Origin of the sequence: Streptomyces sp. NPDC001536, from assembly GCF_042894505.1 — a bacterium.
Lineage (GTDB): Bacteria > Actinomycetota > Actinomycetes > Streptomycetales > Streptomycetaceae > Streptomyces.
Window position 1 is genome coordinate 399,410 of the sequence record NZ_JBIAVQ010000002.1, and the last position, 13,350, is coordinate 412,759.

11 protein-coding genes are annotated in these 13,350 nt (G+C 70.8%); 2 read left to right on the forward strand and 9 right to left on the reverse strand.

What is annotated here, in order from left to right; translation table 11 throughout:
- Window positions 1–3: 3 nt before the first annotated feature.
- From erm to ACFY0U_RS07000, 4 genes are all read right to left on the reverse strand, one after another.
- Window positions 4–783: an ErmE/ErmH/ErmO/ErmR family 23S rRNA (adenine(2058)-N(6))-methyltransferase gene (gene erm / locus ACFY0U_RS06985; protein ID WP_388631391.1), complete on the reverse strand. Its 780-nt coding sequence runs from the start codon at window positions 781–783 to the stop codon at window positions 4–6.
- 261 nt (window positions 784–1,044) lie between these two features.
- Window positions 1,045–2,325, reverse strand: coding sequence for an ABC transporter substrate-binding protein (locus ACFY0U_RS06990; protein ID WP_388631394.1), 1,281 nt, complete (start codon window positions 2,323–2,325; stop codon window positions 1,045–1,047).
- Window positions 2,325–3,158 (reverse strand): carbohydrate ABC transporter permease, encoded by an 834-nt coding sequence (locus tag ACFY0U_RS06995; protein ID WP_388631396.1) that lies wholly within the window; start codon window positions 3,156–3,158, stop codon window positions 2,325–2,327. Before ACFY0U_RS06995 ends, ACFY0U_RS06990 begins: the two co-directional genes overlap by 1 nt.
- Window positions 3,155–4,090 (reverse strand): carbohydrate ABC transporter permease, encoded by a 936-nt coding sequence (locus ACFY0U_RS07000; protein ID WP_388631398.1) that lies wholly within the window; start codon window positions 4,088–4,090, stop codon window positions 3,155–3,157. Before ACFY0U_RS07000 ends, ACFY0U_RS06995 begins: the two co-directional genes overlap by 4 nt.
- 232 nt (window positions 4,091–4,322) lie before the next feature.
- On the opposite strand from ACFY0U_RS07000, the gene ACFY0U_RS07005 reads away from it, so the two are divergent.
- Window positions 4,323–5,186, forward strand: a complete 864-nt coding sequence (locus tag ACFY0U_RS07005) for a phosphotransferase enzyme family protein (RefSeq protein ID WP_388631400.1) — start codon at window positions 4,323–4,325, stop codon at window positions 5,184–5,186.
- A gap of 17 nt (window positions 5,187–5,203) precedes the next feature.
- Here the strand turns inward: ACFY0U_RS07005 and ACFY0U_RS07010 are convergent, their stop codons facing one another.
- The 4 genes from ACFY0U_RS07010 to ACFY0U_RS07025 all read right to left on the reverse strand — a co-directional run bounded on the left by ACFY0U_RS07010 (window position 5,204) and on the right by ACFY0U_RS07025 (window position 9,577).
- Window positions 5,204–5,926: a 3'-5' exonuclease gene (locus ACFY0U_RS07010; protein WP_388631403.1), complete on the reverse strand. Its 723-nt coding sequence runs from the start codon at window positions 5,924–5,926 to the stop codon at window positions 5,204–5,206.
- Between the two features lie 97 nt (window positions 5,927–6,023).
- Window positions 6,024–7,265, reverse strand: coding sequence for an SAV2148 family HEPN domain-containing protein (locus ACFY0U_RS07015; RefSeq protein ID WP_388632373.1), 1,242 nt, complete (start codon window positions 7,263–7,265; stop codon window positions 6,024–6,026).
- A 102-nt stretch (window positions 7,266–7,367) separates the two neighbouring features.
- Window positions 7,368–8,693 (reverse strand): copper amine oxidase, encoded by a 1,326-nt coding sequence (locus ACFY0U_RS07020; protein WP_388631406.1) that lies wholly within the window; start codon window positions 8,691–8,693, stop codon window positions 7,368–7,370.
- 56 nt (window positions 8,694–8,749) lie between these two features.
- Window positions 8,750–9,577, reverse strand: coding sequence for a Tat pathway signal sequence domain protein (locus ACFY0U_RS07025; RefSeq protein ID WP_388631409.1), 828 nt, complete (start codon window positions 9,575–9,577; stop codon window positions 8,750–8,752).
- 181 nt (window positions 9,578–9,758) lie between these two features.
- On the opposite strand from ACFY0U_RS07025, the gene glgX reads away from it, so the two are divergent.
- Complete coding sequence (gene glgX / locus ACFY0U_RS07030) at window positions 9,759–11,876, forward strand: glycogen debranching protein GlgX (protein WP_388631412.1); 2,118 nt, start codon at window positions 9,759–9,761, stop codon at window positions 11,874–11,876.
- Here the strand turns inward: glgX and ACFY0U_RS07035 are convergent.
- Window positions 11,873–13,276: an MFS transporter gene (locus ACFY0U_RS07035; protein ID WP_388631414.1), complete on the reverse strand. Its 1,404-nt coding sequence runs from the start codon at window positions 13,274–13,276 to the stop codon at window positions 11,873–11,875. The genes glgX and ACFY0U_RS07035 overlap by 4 nt on opposite strands.
- Window positions 13,277–13,350: the final 74 nt, after the last annotated feature.

Sequence of the window (13,350 nt, forward strand, 5' to 3'; positions counted from 1 at the left end):
TTCTCACGGGGCCAGCACCTCGTGCAGCCTCAGCCAGGCGGCCGGAGTCACCTCTCCGACCAGGGCCTTCGTGTCGAGGCGTGCCGCGCGGAACGCCGCGTCGACCCGCCGTCTCGGGTGCGCCCGGCGCAGCGACGCGTACAGCGAGCCGCCGACTCCCGAGAACCCCAGCGTCACCAGCCGCCGCCAGCTCTCGTACGCGCCGTCGACGAGCAACGCGGTACGCCGCCGTTCGATCCGTACGATCCCGGCGTCCACCCGCGGCACGGGCCGGAAGCTGTCCCGGCCGACCCGTCCGGCGAGCCGCCACTCGTGGCGGGGCCAGGTCAGGATCGTCAGCCGGGTCCAACTCCCGTAGTCCCCGGTGCGTTTGCGGGCGTACTCGAGCTGGGTGAGGAGGGTGGCGTCGGTGAGGGCGGGCGCTCGCAGACACCAGTCGACGATGGCCGCGGTGCGCGAGAAGGGCACGTTACCGGCGACGGAGAAGGGCGTACGGGGAGGGCGGGCGGTGAGAAAGTCCTCGGCCACGACCCGCACCTGGGGTGCGCGGGCGAACCGGGCCCGGAGGGCGGGGACGAGTCGCGGGTCGATCTCGTAGGCGCGCAGGTCCCGGCAGCGCGGGGCGAGCAGCTCGGTCAGCGCGCCTTTGCCCGCGCCGACTTCGAGCATCAGAGGGTTCTGCTGATGGCGTGGTACGGCGAGTTCGGCGAGGCGGGCGGTGGCGGCGCGGTCGGTGAGGAAGTTCTGCGAGAGCGCGCGGGAAACACGGGTGGGGCGGCCCATGGCCAGTGGTCCTTGTCTTCCGTGACGGAAACGGGCAGACGAAGGCCCCGACCGGAAGACATGGGGGATGAAGAAGGAAGAGCTCGGACGCGCGCAGGCGTCAGAGAGTGTCGCTCCCCGGACCGGTCAGGGCACCGAGGCCGCCACGCATCCGGATGGAGTACGTGCAGCCCCGGCCGTGACCGGAGATGTTGATCGCGTTGCAGGCTCCCACGGACGGCACGCTAGGCGCGGACCGTGGGAGCCGACAACCGAATTACCTCAGCGCTGATAGCGGGCGAGCACCAGATTGCCGTCCTTCTCCAGCCGCTCACGCAGCTCGTCGAGTCCGATCGCCCCGCTGTAGTACTCCTGGAAGGCGGGCGTGGCGACCTTGTCCTTCCACTCGGGATAGCCGCGCACGGACTGCGCGGGCGCCGAGCGGAGGTGGGCGGCGAGGGCGGTGCCGGTGGCCCAGTCGTTCCTGCCCGTACGCAGGGCCGGGTCCTTGAGTGCCTCGGTGCCGGTGGGCAGCATCCAGTCGCCGAGCGCGAGGCGGACCATGTTCTTCGGCTGGAGCAGGAAGTCGACGAACTCGACGGCCTCCTTCTTGTGCGGGCTGTCCTCGGCGACGGAGAGCGTCTGCGGGCTGACGCCCTGGCTGAGTCCTTCGGCGCCGGCCGGGGCGGGCAGCACCTGCCAGTCGAAGCCCTTGGGTGCCTGCTGGACGATCTGCTGCCGGTAGGAGAAGCCGAGCGGGACCATCGCGTACTTGCCGGCGAAGAAGCCGGGCAGGGTGTCCGAGCCGCCGCTGCCGAGGGTGGTGGGCGAGGCGCTGCGGTCGGTGTTGGCCTGGTCGTGGATGGTGCGCGGCACGACCGCGTCGCCCTCCTCGAACCGGATCGTCACCTTGCCGTCGGAGCCGCGGTGGAAGAGTTGTCCCCCCGCCGACAGGGACAGGTTGAGCGTGGCCGAGACGGGCTCCTTGAGCGGCCAGGCGACGCCGTGCTTCCCGTCGCCGCTCAGCCGGTCGGTGATCTGCCGGAACTCCGGCCAGGTCCAGGGGTCGTCGGGGGTCGGGATGCGTACGCCGGACTCCTTCAGCCACGTGGCGTTGGCGATCAGCACCCGCGGTTCCTGGAGGAAGGGCACGCCGTAGACGCCGTCGCCGAAGGTCGTCGTGTCCCAACTCCGCTGCGGGATGTCCGACGTGAGGCGCGCGGGCAGCAGGTCGGTCAGATCGGCGAGATAGCCGCCGTACGCGAAGTCCGCCAGGTCGTCGGAGGCGTCATGGATGATGTCGGGCGCCTCGCCGCCCTCGAAGGAGGTGAGCAGCTGGTCGTGGACACTGTCCCAACTCCCCTGGACGTACTCGACCTTGACGTCCGGGTGGGTCGCGTTCCACTCCTTCACCAGCTCCTGGTTCGCCTCGACGGACTCCTCCTGCCAGGCCAGGGACTGGAAGCGGAGGGTGACGGTGCCGTCGTCGCCGCTGTCACCGTCGCCGGTGCAGCTCGTGAGCAGCAGGGCCATGACCAGGGTGATGAACCATCGCGTACGCATCAGCTCTTCACCGCCCCGGTGAGCATCCCGCTCGTGATCCGCCGCTGGATGAGCGCGAAGACGACCAGGGAGGGCAGGGTCGCCAGGAACGCGGCCGCGGCCAGCGGGCCCAGGTCGGCGACGCCCTCCGCGCCGATGAAGTGGGTGAGGACGACCGGCAGGGTCTGTTTCTCCGGGGTCTTCAGCAGGACCAGCGCGAAGAAGAACTCGTTCCACGCCGTGATGAACGCGAACAGGGCCGTCGCCACGATCCCCGGCGCCAGCAGCGGCGCCGTCACCGACACCAGTGTCCGCAGCTTCCCGGCCCCGTCGACGGCCGCCGCCTCCTCCAGTTCGACGGGCACCGCACGGACGTATCCGACGAGCATCCACAGCGCGAACGGCAGCGCCCACACCACGTACACCAGCACCAGTCCGAACAGGGAGTTGATGAGCTGGAGGTTCTTGAGCACCAGGAACAGCGGGATGATCACCAGCACCAGCGGGAACGCCTGGCTGACCACCACCCAGCCGGTCGCCGCCCGCGCCAGCAGGGTGCGGTGCCGGGCCATGACGTACGCCAGCGGGGTCGCGATCAGTACGGCGATCAGGGCGGCGCCGAGGGCGGCGAGCAGGGAGTTGCCCGCGGCGCGCAGCAGCGGCTGTTCGTCGAAGGCCTGCCGGAAGTTGTCGAGGGTGGGGTCCTCGGGGATCCAGGTCGGGTGCAGACTGCCCAGTTCCCGCGGCGACTTGAACGCGGTGGAGATCAGCCAGAGGAACGGGAACGCGAGGAAGACGAGATACGCGAGCAGGGCGGCGTACTGTCCGACGCGGCCCGTGGTGCTGGTCCTCATGCCTCGTCACCTCCCCTGATCCGGCCCACCAGGAAGACGGCGAGGAGGATCGAGATCACCGCGACCATCACACATCCCATCGCCGCCGCGTACCCGAACTGGCCGTAGCGGAAGGCCTCTTCGTAGGCGAAGAGCATGGGCAGCCGGGTGCGGCCGCCGGGTCCTCCGCTGGTGAGCACGTAGACCAGGGCGAAGGAGTTGAAGTTCCAGATCAGGTTGAGCGCGACCATGGCCAGGGCGACCGGCCGCAGGGCGGGCCAGGTGACCGTCCGGAAACGCCGCCAGGCACCGGCTCCGTCGACCGCCGCCGCCTCGTGCAGTTCACGCGGGGTGTTCTGGAGGCCGGCGAGCAGGGCGACCGTGGTGGTCGGCATGCCGGCCCAGATGCCGACGACGATCACCGCGGGCAGGGCGGTGGCCAGACCACTGAGCCAGTCGCGGCCGTCGCCGAGGCCGAGGTCGCGCAGGGTCTCGTTGAGGACGCCGGCGTCCGGGTTGTAGACCAGGCGCCACATCACGCCGACGACGACCTCGGGCATGGCCCACGGGATGATCGCCAGCGCGCGGGCCAGCCATCTCAGCTTCAGGTCCTGGTTGAGCAGCAGGGCGAGACCGAGGGCGAGCAGGAACTGCGGCACGGTGACCCCGACGGCCCACACCAGGCCGATCCGGAACGACTCCCAGAACAGTGTGTCGTGCAGCAGGTCCTGGAAGTTGAGGGTGCCGATCCACTGGGTGGACCGGGTCCGGCCGGACTGGGAGTCCGTGAACGCCAGCAGGATCCCGTACAGCAGCGGGCCGACGCTCAGCACCAGGATCGGGATCAGCGCGGGCAGCACCAGGAACCAGGCCCCGCGGTCCACCATCCGCCGGCCGCCGCCGACGCGTGGCGCGCCCCGCGTCGACCGTTTGGTCACGGTCACCGTTGTCACGTGATCGGCTCCTTCGCAGGGCTCGTGACGGGGCCGGTCGGGCCCCGCCCCCGGTGGGCCTCCGTCATGGTCGTGAAGGGGTTATGGGTCGTCAAGGCACCGCGCACACCGTCCGACCTGTGCGAATGCGAGACTGGCCGACGGATGGCGGGAAGTCGACGCCGTGTGCACGAGCACATCGGCATATCAGGGACATCCGGCACGGACCGGGGCGAGGACACGGAGGCGGACGATGGACGAGGCACGGGCGCGGCACGTACTGGCCGCGGCGGGAGTGCTGCCCGGCCCGGCCGCCGAGGCGCGGCTGCTGGCGCTGGGTGAGAACGCGGTGTTCGCCGCCGGTGACCTGGCCGTCAAGGTGGGCCGGGACGCCGAGCTCCTGGACCGGGCCCGCCGGGAGCTGGACATCGCGGCATGGCTGGCCGAGGCGGGCGTGCCGGCGGTGCGGGCGGCCGAGCCCAAGGCGCTGCTCGTGGAGGGGCACCCGGTGACGGTGTGGCACCGGCTGCCCGATCCCGTACGGCCCGCCGAGCCCCGGGATTTGGCCGAACTCCTACGGGTCGTCCACGCGCTCCCCTCCCCCGCCTTCGCGCTTCCGCCCCGGGAGCTGCTGGGCGGGGTGGAACGCTGGCTGCGTCTCGCCGGTGACGCGATCGACCCCGCGGACGCGGCATACCTCCGGGAGCGCCGGGACGGCTTCGCGGCGGCCGCGGCCGCGCTCACCCCGCAGCTGCCGCCCGGCCCCATCCACGGCGACGCTCTCCCGCGCAATGTGCACATCGGCCCCGACGGTCCGGTCCTGGTGGATCTGGAGACCTTCTCCGCGGACCTGCGCGAGCACGATCTGGTGGTCATGGCCCTGTCGCGCGACCGCTACGGCCTGCCCGACGCGGCGTACGACAACTTCACCGAGGCCTACGGCTGGGATGTGCGCGAGTGGGAGGGCTGCTCGGTCCTCCGGGGCGCCCGCGAGACGGCGAGCTGCGCCTGGGTCGCCCAGCACGCCCCCGTCAACCCGGCGGCGCTGGCCGAGTTCGAGCGTCGGGTGGCGTCTTTGCGGGACGGGGACGAGACGGTGCGGTGGTATCCGTTCTGAGCCGCTCGCCCGGCGGGTCAGACCGTTTCGTCCGCCAACTCCCGCAGCGGCCACGTCCCGTCGACCACCGCGTCCGTCTCCCCCTTGCGGCGCAGGAAGCTCTGGAAGTCCGCCGCCCATTGCGCGTACCACTCGATCTGGCGGCGGTGCAGTTCCGCCGGGCCGAGGGCGGCGATCTTGGGGTGGCGGTCGGCTATCGCGTGGGCGAGCCGGGCCGCGGCGAGGGCGTCGGCCGAGGCGTTGTGGGCGGCGTCGAGCGGGACTCCGTACTCCGTGCAGACGGCTTCGAGGTTCCGCTTGCCGCGGCGGTAGCGGTCGACGGAGCGGTCGATCGTGTACGGGTCGATGACGGGGGCGGGGTCCACTCCGCCCAGGCGGTCCCGTAGGGACGGGAGGGCGTGGCGGCGCAGCTCCGCCGAGAGCAGGGTGAGGTCGAAGGCCGCGTTGTAGGCGACCACCGGGACGCCTGTCTTCCAATAGCTCACCAGCACGTCGGCGATGGCGTCCGCGACCTGGTCGGCCGGGCGGCCCTCCGTGGCCGCGCGTTCATTGCTGATCCCGTGGACCGCCACCGCGTCCGCCGGGATCTCCACGCCCGGGTCCGCCAGCCATTCGCGGTGCCCTATGGGCTGTCCCGCCCTGACCTCGATCACGGCCCCCGTGACGATGCGCGCCTCGCGCGGATCGGTCCCGGTCGTCTCCAGGTCGAAGCCGATCAGCAGCTCCTGGTGCCAGCCCATGCGGCGGCCCCCCTTCTTGGTGGTGCTTTCCCCCAGTGGTCTCCACGATCCCATGCGCCACTGACAATCAGAGGACCGCGTTCCGCTTACGGAACTATCAGGACACCGGCCGCGAATCCACCCAGGACGTCTCGAACTCCTCGCGATAGGTCGGGAAGAGCCCACTCTCGTCGATCTCGCCCGGCTTGACCACTTTGTTCCCGTTGCGCAGCACCAGGACCGGCGCCTCCATGCCCCGCGACCGCCGCAGATAGGACTGCACGACCGCGACCCCGTCGGCGCCGTCCCCGTCGACGAGATAGGCGGTGAAGCGCGGTGTCTCGTCGTAGACCTGGATCTCGAAGGCGCCCGGGTCGCGCAGCCGGGACCGCACCCGGCGCATGTGCAGGATGTTCATCTCCACGGCCCGGCTCAACTCACCGCGCTTGATGCCGAGTTCACGCTCCCGCCGCTTGACCGAGCTGGAGGCCGGGTTGAGGAACAGCAGCCGTACCCGGCAGCCCGCCTCGGCCAGGCGCACCAGGCGGCGGCCGGAGAAGTTCTGCACGAGCAGGTTGAGGCCGATGCCGACGGCGTCGAGGCGGCGGGCGCCGCCGAAGATGTCCTCGGCGGGGAACTGGCGCAGCAGCCGCACCCGGTCGGGGTGCACGGCGACCACGTCCGCGTACCGGTCGCCGACCAGGTCCTCGACCGCGTCCACGGGCAGCCGGCGCGCGGACGGCACATCGCCGCCGGCGCCGAGTATCTCCAGCAGTTTCGCCGAGGCCCGCTCGGCCTGGCCCAGGACGGCCTCGGACAGGGCCCGGTTGCGCGAGACGACGTTCCGGGTCACTTCCAGCTCGTCCAGGGCGAGTTCGACGTCCCGGCGCTCGTCGAAGTAGGGCTCGAAGCACGGCCAGTGCTGCACCATCAGCTCGCGCAGCTGCGGCAACGTGAGGAAGCTCAGGACGTTGTCGTCGGCCGGATCGAGCAAATAGCCCTTGCGGCGGCTGACTTCGCGTACGGCGACCGCGCGCTGCACCCACTCCTGGCCGGCCGGCCCGGCGGCGGCGACCACCCAGTCGTCGCCGTGGACGGGTTCGTAGATGGGACGCAGAACAGCGGCCACGACCGCGCGCAACCGCTGTTCGACGAGGTTCAGCCAGATGTAGGCCCGCCCGGCTCGCTGGGCGCGCGTACGCACCTCGCGCCAGGCGTCGGCGTCCCAGTCCAGCTCCGGCCCGATGGAACCGGCGGCGTCCATGGGCCGTGCCAGCGACACCGTGCCGGGCGGGACGTCTGCGGAGTTCCCCTCGTGACCCTCGTCACCAGGGGGCAACTCCAGCCCTCCCGAGCCCACCCGCGCACCGCCTTCCGCTCCCCCGAGCACTCCCCTTGCCAACGATCAAGGAAGGGTACTCCGGGAGCGGTCGGCGGTGCAGCCGGATGGACAGGTCGTTTCTCAACTACCGCGGTTCCAGTCGCCGTTCTGCCCGGCGAGGGCCGCCGGAGTGAGCGGATTCATAGCCGTGACGTCGCGCGGGGCGATGGAGAAGCCCTGCCAGTGGACCGGCATCGGCTGCTGGTCCTCGTCCCGGGCTATGTGGTGGAAGCCGACGTTCATCCAGACCACGGGCCGGGTGAGGGTCTGTCCGTTCACGAACTTGTCGACGGAGGAACCCGATCCGGTGGCGCAGCCGGGCTGGTTCTCACTGGCGTACTTCTCGCAGCTCTTGTACTCGGTGAAGTACACGTCGTGCTTCGTGAAGGGGCGACCGGCGTACTTGCTGCTGGGCCCGGGGACGAGCTCGTACGAGCGCGGGTGGCCGTCCTTGTTCTTGCCCGCCGTGCTCACCACGCGCCACCAGCGCATGTTCTTGCTGTCGCCCGCCAGTTCCTTGGTCACCGTGGTGCGGGTGGTCTTGGCGGTCGGGCCGTTGCCGGCGCCGGCCGGGGCGCTGACCTTCGAGTCGTACTGCTCGACCTTGGTCTTGGAGGAGCCGTCCAGGGCGAAGTCCAGCTTCCAGAAGACGTTGTGGCTGTGGCTGTCCGCCTTGGCCGCGGCGCCCTTGCCGATCGGCCAGCTGCGGCCGTCACCGGCGTCGTAGTCGTACGGCGAGAGGCTGCCGGTCGCGCCGACGTTCATGGTGACGGTGCCGTCGTCCTGGAAGCGCCACTCGGTGATGTACTCGTACCAGTCGACCTTGTTGACCGTGTAGACGAGCAGGTCCTTGCCCTGGGCCTGGTAGACCGTGTTGTTCTGCTCGTAGTTCATGAGGCGGTAGGCGTGGCCGCGGGTCTTGGTGGTGGTGCACAGGCCCTTGATGTTCGGGTCCTGGTAGTACGAGGTGTTCTTGACCTTGACCGTCTTGATCGTGCCGCCGGGGCACTCCGCGGCGGTCAGGTTCATCAGGCCGTCGCCGAAGTTGTACGTCGTCAGGTCGTTGTACTCGCTCTTGCCGTCGTCGTACGGCACGTGGATCTGGGCGAGCCGGGCGCTGTTGAGGACCTTGATCGGCTTGGTCTCGCCGGGCGGCTGGTAGGAGATGTCCTCCAGGACGATCCCGGCCTTGCTCTCGAAGCGCCAGCACATCCGCCAGGTCGTGCCGGAGGCGAGCTTCTTCTCGATCTGGTAGGCCGTGCTGCAGTCGGCGGCCGCCGCAGCGGGGGCGGCCTTCGGCTGGGCGGTGGCCGGGCCCGCACCGGTGGTCACACCGGCCGCCAGGGCGACGACGGTGACACCCAGGGCCGTCCGCCTGCGGACACGGCTCGTTCTGTTCACGCGCATGAAGAAATGACTCCCTTACAGGAGGAGCAAGTAGGAAAAGTGAACGGACGGGCGGCTCAGCCGCGGTCGATCTCGACGACCTTGCGGGTGCTCAGGTCGATGACCAGGTCCCGGGTGTCGATCCACGGTCCGTTCTTGACCTTCGGGGTCAGCGTCGCGCAGCGGTGCTCGCCGCAGGCCGTGAGCGCGGCGGGCCTGATCCCCGGGTTCGCCCTGAAGACCATGCTGTTCAGCTGGAGCTGGTCCGGCGAGGTGAGCTCCTTGCCGGTGGCGTCCTTGTAGTCGGCCTTCAGCCCCGCGGACAGCGGGTCGGCGAGCAGCAGCCGGGCCGCCTCGGTCGTCTCGGCCCGGCTCAGCGGCGGCTGCACGCCGTGGCTGGTGGAGGTGCCCTCCACCTTGCCGGTGTCGAGATTCACGGTCCGGGTGACGAGGGTGTCGTCCTTGTAGTCGTAGTACGTCACGTCCGCGCGCCGCGGCGCGTTCGCGTCGTCCAGCTCGCTCGCCTCGGGGTCGGCGAGGTCGATGCCGAGCTGCTGCGGGCCGCGGTCCCCGTCGACGTCCTCACTGGCGTTGAACAGCTGCCGGTTGAGGGCGAGTTTCGCCACCCGCTCCATCTCGTCGTCGGTCAGCGGGTCGCGGCCCTTGCCCTTCTCGCCCTCGGCGGGGGCCTCCTCGACGACGCCCGGCCCGGCGGCCGAGCCCTGCGCCTCCTGGCCCTGCTGCTGCCCGGCGGCGGCCGCCTGGCCGCCCCCCTTGGTCCCTCCCGTTTCGTCGGCCCCGGCCGTGCCCGGCAGGGTGATTCCGACCATCACGGCGGTCGAGGCCACCGCGATGGCCGCACCGGCCACCACCTTGCCAAGGTGGCGGCGCACTATTTCGCGCACGTCTTTCCCCCTACTCCCCCTGGTCCACGGGAGTATGTGATTGCCCCACAGGTCTGCGCATACCGCGTATGCACTGGTCGATCGGTAAGAGGGACGTAAGTCATAGGTGGTTCCATCACTTTCGGGGAGACTCGGGGCCAAGGCGCCCCGGCGGCGGGCACGAGCTGAAAGAGTCGTATCCATGCAGGTCTGGCCTGGAGAGGCATATCCACTCGGTGCCACGTACGACGGCGCCGGCACCAACTTCGCGGTCTTCACCGAGGCCGCGGACCGAGTAGAGCTGTGTCTGCTGCACGACGACGGCTCGGAGACGGCGGTGGAACTGCGGGAGAGCGACGCGTTCGTCCGGCACGCCTACCTGCCCGGCGTGATGCCGGGCCAGCGCTACGGATTCCGGGTGCACGGCCCGTACGCCCCGGAGCGCGGACAGCGCTGCAACTCCGCGAAGCTGCTCCTCGACCCGTACGCGCGCGCGATCAGCGGTGCGATCCAGTGGGGCGAGGAGGTCTACGGCTACCACTTCGACTCCCCCGACAAGCGCAACGACCTGGACTCCGCCCCGCACACCATGAGCTCGGTCGTGGTCAACCCGTACTTCGACTGGGGCGACGACCGCCGCCCGCGCACCGACTACCACCACACGGTGATCTACGAGGCCCATGTGAAGGGCCTCACCATGCTCCACCCGGGCCTGCCGGAGGAACTGCGCGGCACCTACGCCGCCCTCGCGCACCCCGCGGTCATCGAGCACCTGACGGAACTGGGCGTCACCGCGCTGGAGCTGATGCCGGTCCATCAGTTCGTGAACGACCACCGGCTGGTCGACATGGGCCTGAACAACTACTGGGGCTACAACACCATCGGCTTCTTCGCCCCGCACAACGCCTACGCCTCCTGGGGCGACCGCGGCCAGCAGGTCCTGGAGTTCAAGTCGGCGGTCCGGGCGCTGCACGAGGCGGGCATCGAGGTCATCCTCGACGTGGTCTACAACCACACCGCCGAGGGCAACCACCTGGGCCCGACGCTGTCCTTCCGAGGCCTGGACAACGCGTCGTACTACCGCCTCACCGACGATCCCCGCTACTACATGGACACCACGGGCACCGGCAACTCCCTGCTGATGCGCTCCCCGCACGTCCTCCAGCTGATCATGGACTCGCTGCGCTACTGGGTCACCGAGATGCATGTCGACGGCTTCCGCTTCGACCTCGCGGCGACGCTGGCCCGGCAGTTCCACGAGGTGGACCGGCTGTCGTCCTTCTTCGACCTGGTGCAGCAGGACCCGGTGGTCTCCCAGGTGAAGCTGATCGCCGAGCCGTGGGACGTCGGCGAGGGCGGCTACCAGGTGGGCAACTTCCCACCGCTGTGGACCGAGTGGAACGGCAAGTACCGCGACACGGTCCGGGACCTGTGGCGCGGTGAGCGGCGGGCGGTCGCGGAGTTCGCGTCCCGGCTGACGGGCTCCTCCGACCTGTACCAGGACGACGGGCGGCGCCCGCTGGCCTCCATCAACTTCGTGACCTGCCACGACGGGTTCACGATGCACGACCTCGTCTCGTACAACGACAAGCACAACATGGCCAACGGCGAGGAGAACCGGGACGGCGAGAGCCACAACCGGTCCTGGAACTGCGGGGTCGAGGGCGAGACCGACGACCCGGACGTGCTGGCGCTGCGCGCCCGGCAGATGCGGAACTTCATCGCCACCCTGATGCTGTCCCAGGGCGTGCCGATGCTCAGCCATGGCGACGAGTTCGCCCGCACCCAGCGCGGCAACAACAACGCCTACTGCCAGGACAGCGAGCTGGCGTGGGTCCAGTGGCCCGAGGAGGGCGAGGTCTTCGGCGATCTGCTCTCCTTCACGCGCGCGATGGTGTGGCTGCGCCGGGACCATCCGGTCTTCCGCAGGCGGCGCTTCTTCCACGGGCGGCCCGTGGAGGGCACCCATGACGAGCTCTCGGACATCGCCTGGTTCACCCACGAGGGCGAGGAGATGACCCAGCGGGACTGGGACCGGGCGCAGGCGTCGGCCATCTCGGTGTTCCTCAACGGCAACGCGATCTCCGAACCCGGCCCGCGCGGGGAGCGCATCGGCGACGACTCGTTCCTGCTGATGTTCAACCCCTCGCACCGGACGCTGGACTTCGTGGTACCGGTCAACCACGGCCGGCAGTGGGAGGTCGTCGTCGACACCGCCCTCGCCGAGGGCGTGCCGCCGGGCACGGGCCCCAAGGTGCAGGGCGGGGACCGGCTGACGCTGGTGGACCGGAGCATGACGGTGTTGCAGCGGCCCGTCTAGGAAGTGCCCGGGCTAGGGCTGCCGGTGGGCACGCGCGCGTGGAGTGTGCTTCCGGTGTCCTGGGCGTACGACGTCGGCCGCGCCGTCAGGGCGATCGCACAGGCGAGCGCGGCCGCCGCGCTCGCGGCGCCGAACGCCGCCGCGGGGCCGTACGACTCGGCGAGCCGCCCCGTGCCGGCGATCGCCAGTGCCTGGCCGCCGACCAGGGCGCTCGTCGCGAACGCCATCGCCTCCGCGAGCCGCGCCGGCGGCACCGCGCGCTCGGTCAGCCCGAACACCGTGATGAGGTGCGGGGCGTAGGCGACACCGAGGACGGTGACGACCGCGTAGAGCGCGACCAGGCCGTCCGTCCACAGCAGGGGCAGGGAGAGCGCGAACGCGGCCGCGGTGGCCGTCCGCCAGCGTGTCGCGAGCGGGACGCTGGCGGGTACGGCGGCCATGGACAGGCCCGCGACGGCGCTCATCACCCCCATGGCCGCGTAGACGAGCCCCGCCTGGTCGGGTTGTCCGAGGCGCTCGGTGAGCGCGGTGATGCCGGCCTGGCAGGCACCGAACATGGCGCCCTGGAGGGCGAGGGCGGCGCGTAGGGCGTGGACGGAGCGGGGGATGCGGGGGCGGGCGGCGTGGGTGGGGGACGTCGGGACGGGTACGGATGCGGAGCGTTGCGTCGCGGACGTCGCGACGCGACCGTTTCGTCGCGTCACCGGCGTGGGGACGGGACCGTTTCGTCGTGCAGTCGGCGTCGCGACGGGACCGGGGCGTCGAGTCGCAGGCGTCTCGACGGGAGCGTTTCGTCGCGTCGCCGTCGGATGCAGCGCGAAACCGCTTCCGCACACGCCCACCAACACCGCGGCCGCACCCAGTGCGTGGGCCGGGTGGGCCAGGACCGCGGCGAGGCCGACCAGGGCGGGGCCGAGGACGAAGGAGATCTCGTCGAGGGTGCTCTCGAAGGAGAGGGCGGTGGCGACCGTGGTGTCGGGGGCGTCCGCGCGGCGGGCCAGAGCGACAAGTCGGGCGCGGGCCAGGGGGCCGATCAGCGGCACGGTCGCACCCGCCGTCGCGCCGAGGAGCGCCAGGAACGACGTCGGCAGTCCGGCCAGTGCTCCGGCGACCAGCGCCGTGATCGCCAGGGCGTTGGCGAGGGAGAAGGCGAGCACCACCGTCCGCTGACCGTGCCGGTCGGCGAGCCGGCCCACCAGCGGACCGCAGGCCACCTGGCCGAGCGCCAGCGCACCGCCGGTCAGCCCCGCGGCGGTCAGCGAGCCGCTGGTGCGGGCGACGAGCAGCACGCTGCCGAACTGGATGGTGGCCGTCGGCAGTCGGCCCAGGAAGGACACGACCGGCAGCAGTGGCCCGGTCAGGCCGATGACCTCGCGGTAGGTGCGTCCCATGGTCCCCATCGCTCGAAGCCAACCACGCGCGCGAGGGGACGTGCACAGGGCGATGACACGAAAGGCGGCGGGGCGGGTACGTA

What these genes read in the sequence shown, in the direction of transcription:
- glgX (WP_388631412.1), top strand. Translation starts at nt 9,759, where the DNA reads ATGCAGGTCTGGCCTGGAGAGGCATATCCACTCGGTGCCACGTACGAC.
- ACFY0U_RS06990 (WP_388631394.1), bottom strand. Translation starts at nt 2,325, where the DNA reads ATGCGTACGCGATGGTTCATCACCCTGGTCATGGCCCTGCTGCTCACG.
- ACFY0U_RS07005 (WP_388631400.1), top strand. Translation starts at nt 4,323, where the DNA reads ATGGACGAGGCACGGGCGCGGCACGTACTGGCCGCGGCGGGAGTGCTG.
- ACFY0U_RS07010 (WP_388631403.1), bottom strand. Translation starts at nt 5,926, where the DNA reads ATGGGCTGGCACCAGGAGCTGCTGATCGGCTTCGACCTGGAGACGACC.
- erm (WP_388631391.1), bottom strand. Translation starts at nt 783, where the DNA reads ATGGGCCGCCCCACCCGTGTTTCCCGCGCGCTCTCGCAGAACTTCCTC.
- ACFY0U_RS07020 (WP_388631406.1), bottom strand. Translation starts at nt 8,693, where the DNA reads ATGCGCGTGAACAGAACGAGCCGTGTCCGCAGGCGGACGGCCCTGGGT.
- ACFY0U_RS06995 (WP_388631396.1), bottom strand. Translation starts at nt 3,158, where the DNA reads ATGAGGACCAGCACCACGGGCCGCGTCGGACAGTACGCCGCCCTGCTC.
- ACFY0U_RS07035 (WP_388631414.1), bottom strand. Translation starts at nt 13,276, where the DNA reads ATGGGGACCATGGGACGCACCTACCGCGAGGTCATCGGCCTGACCGGG.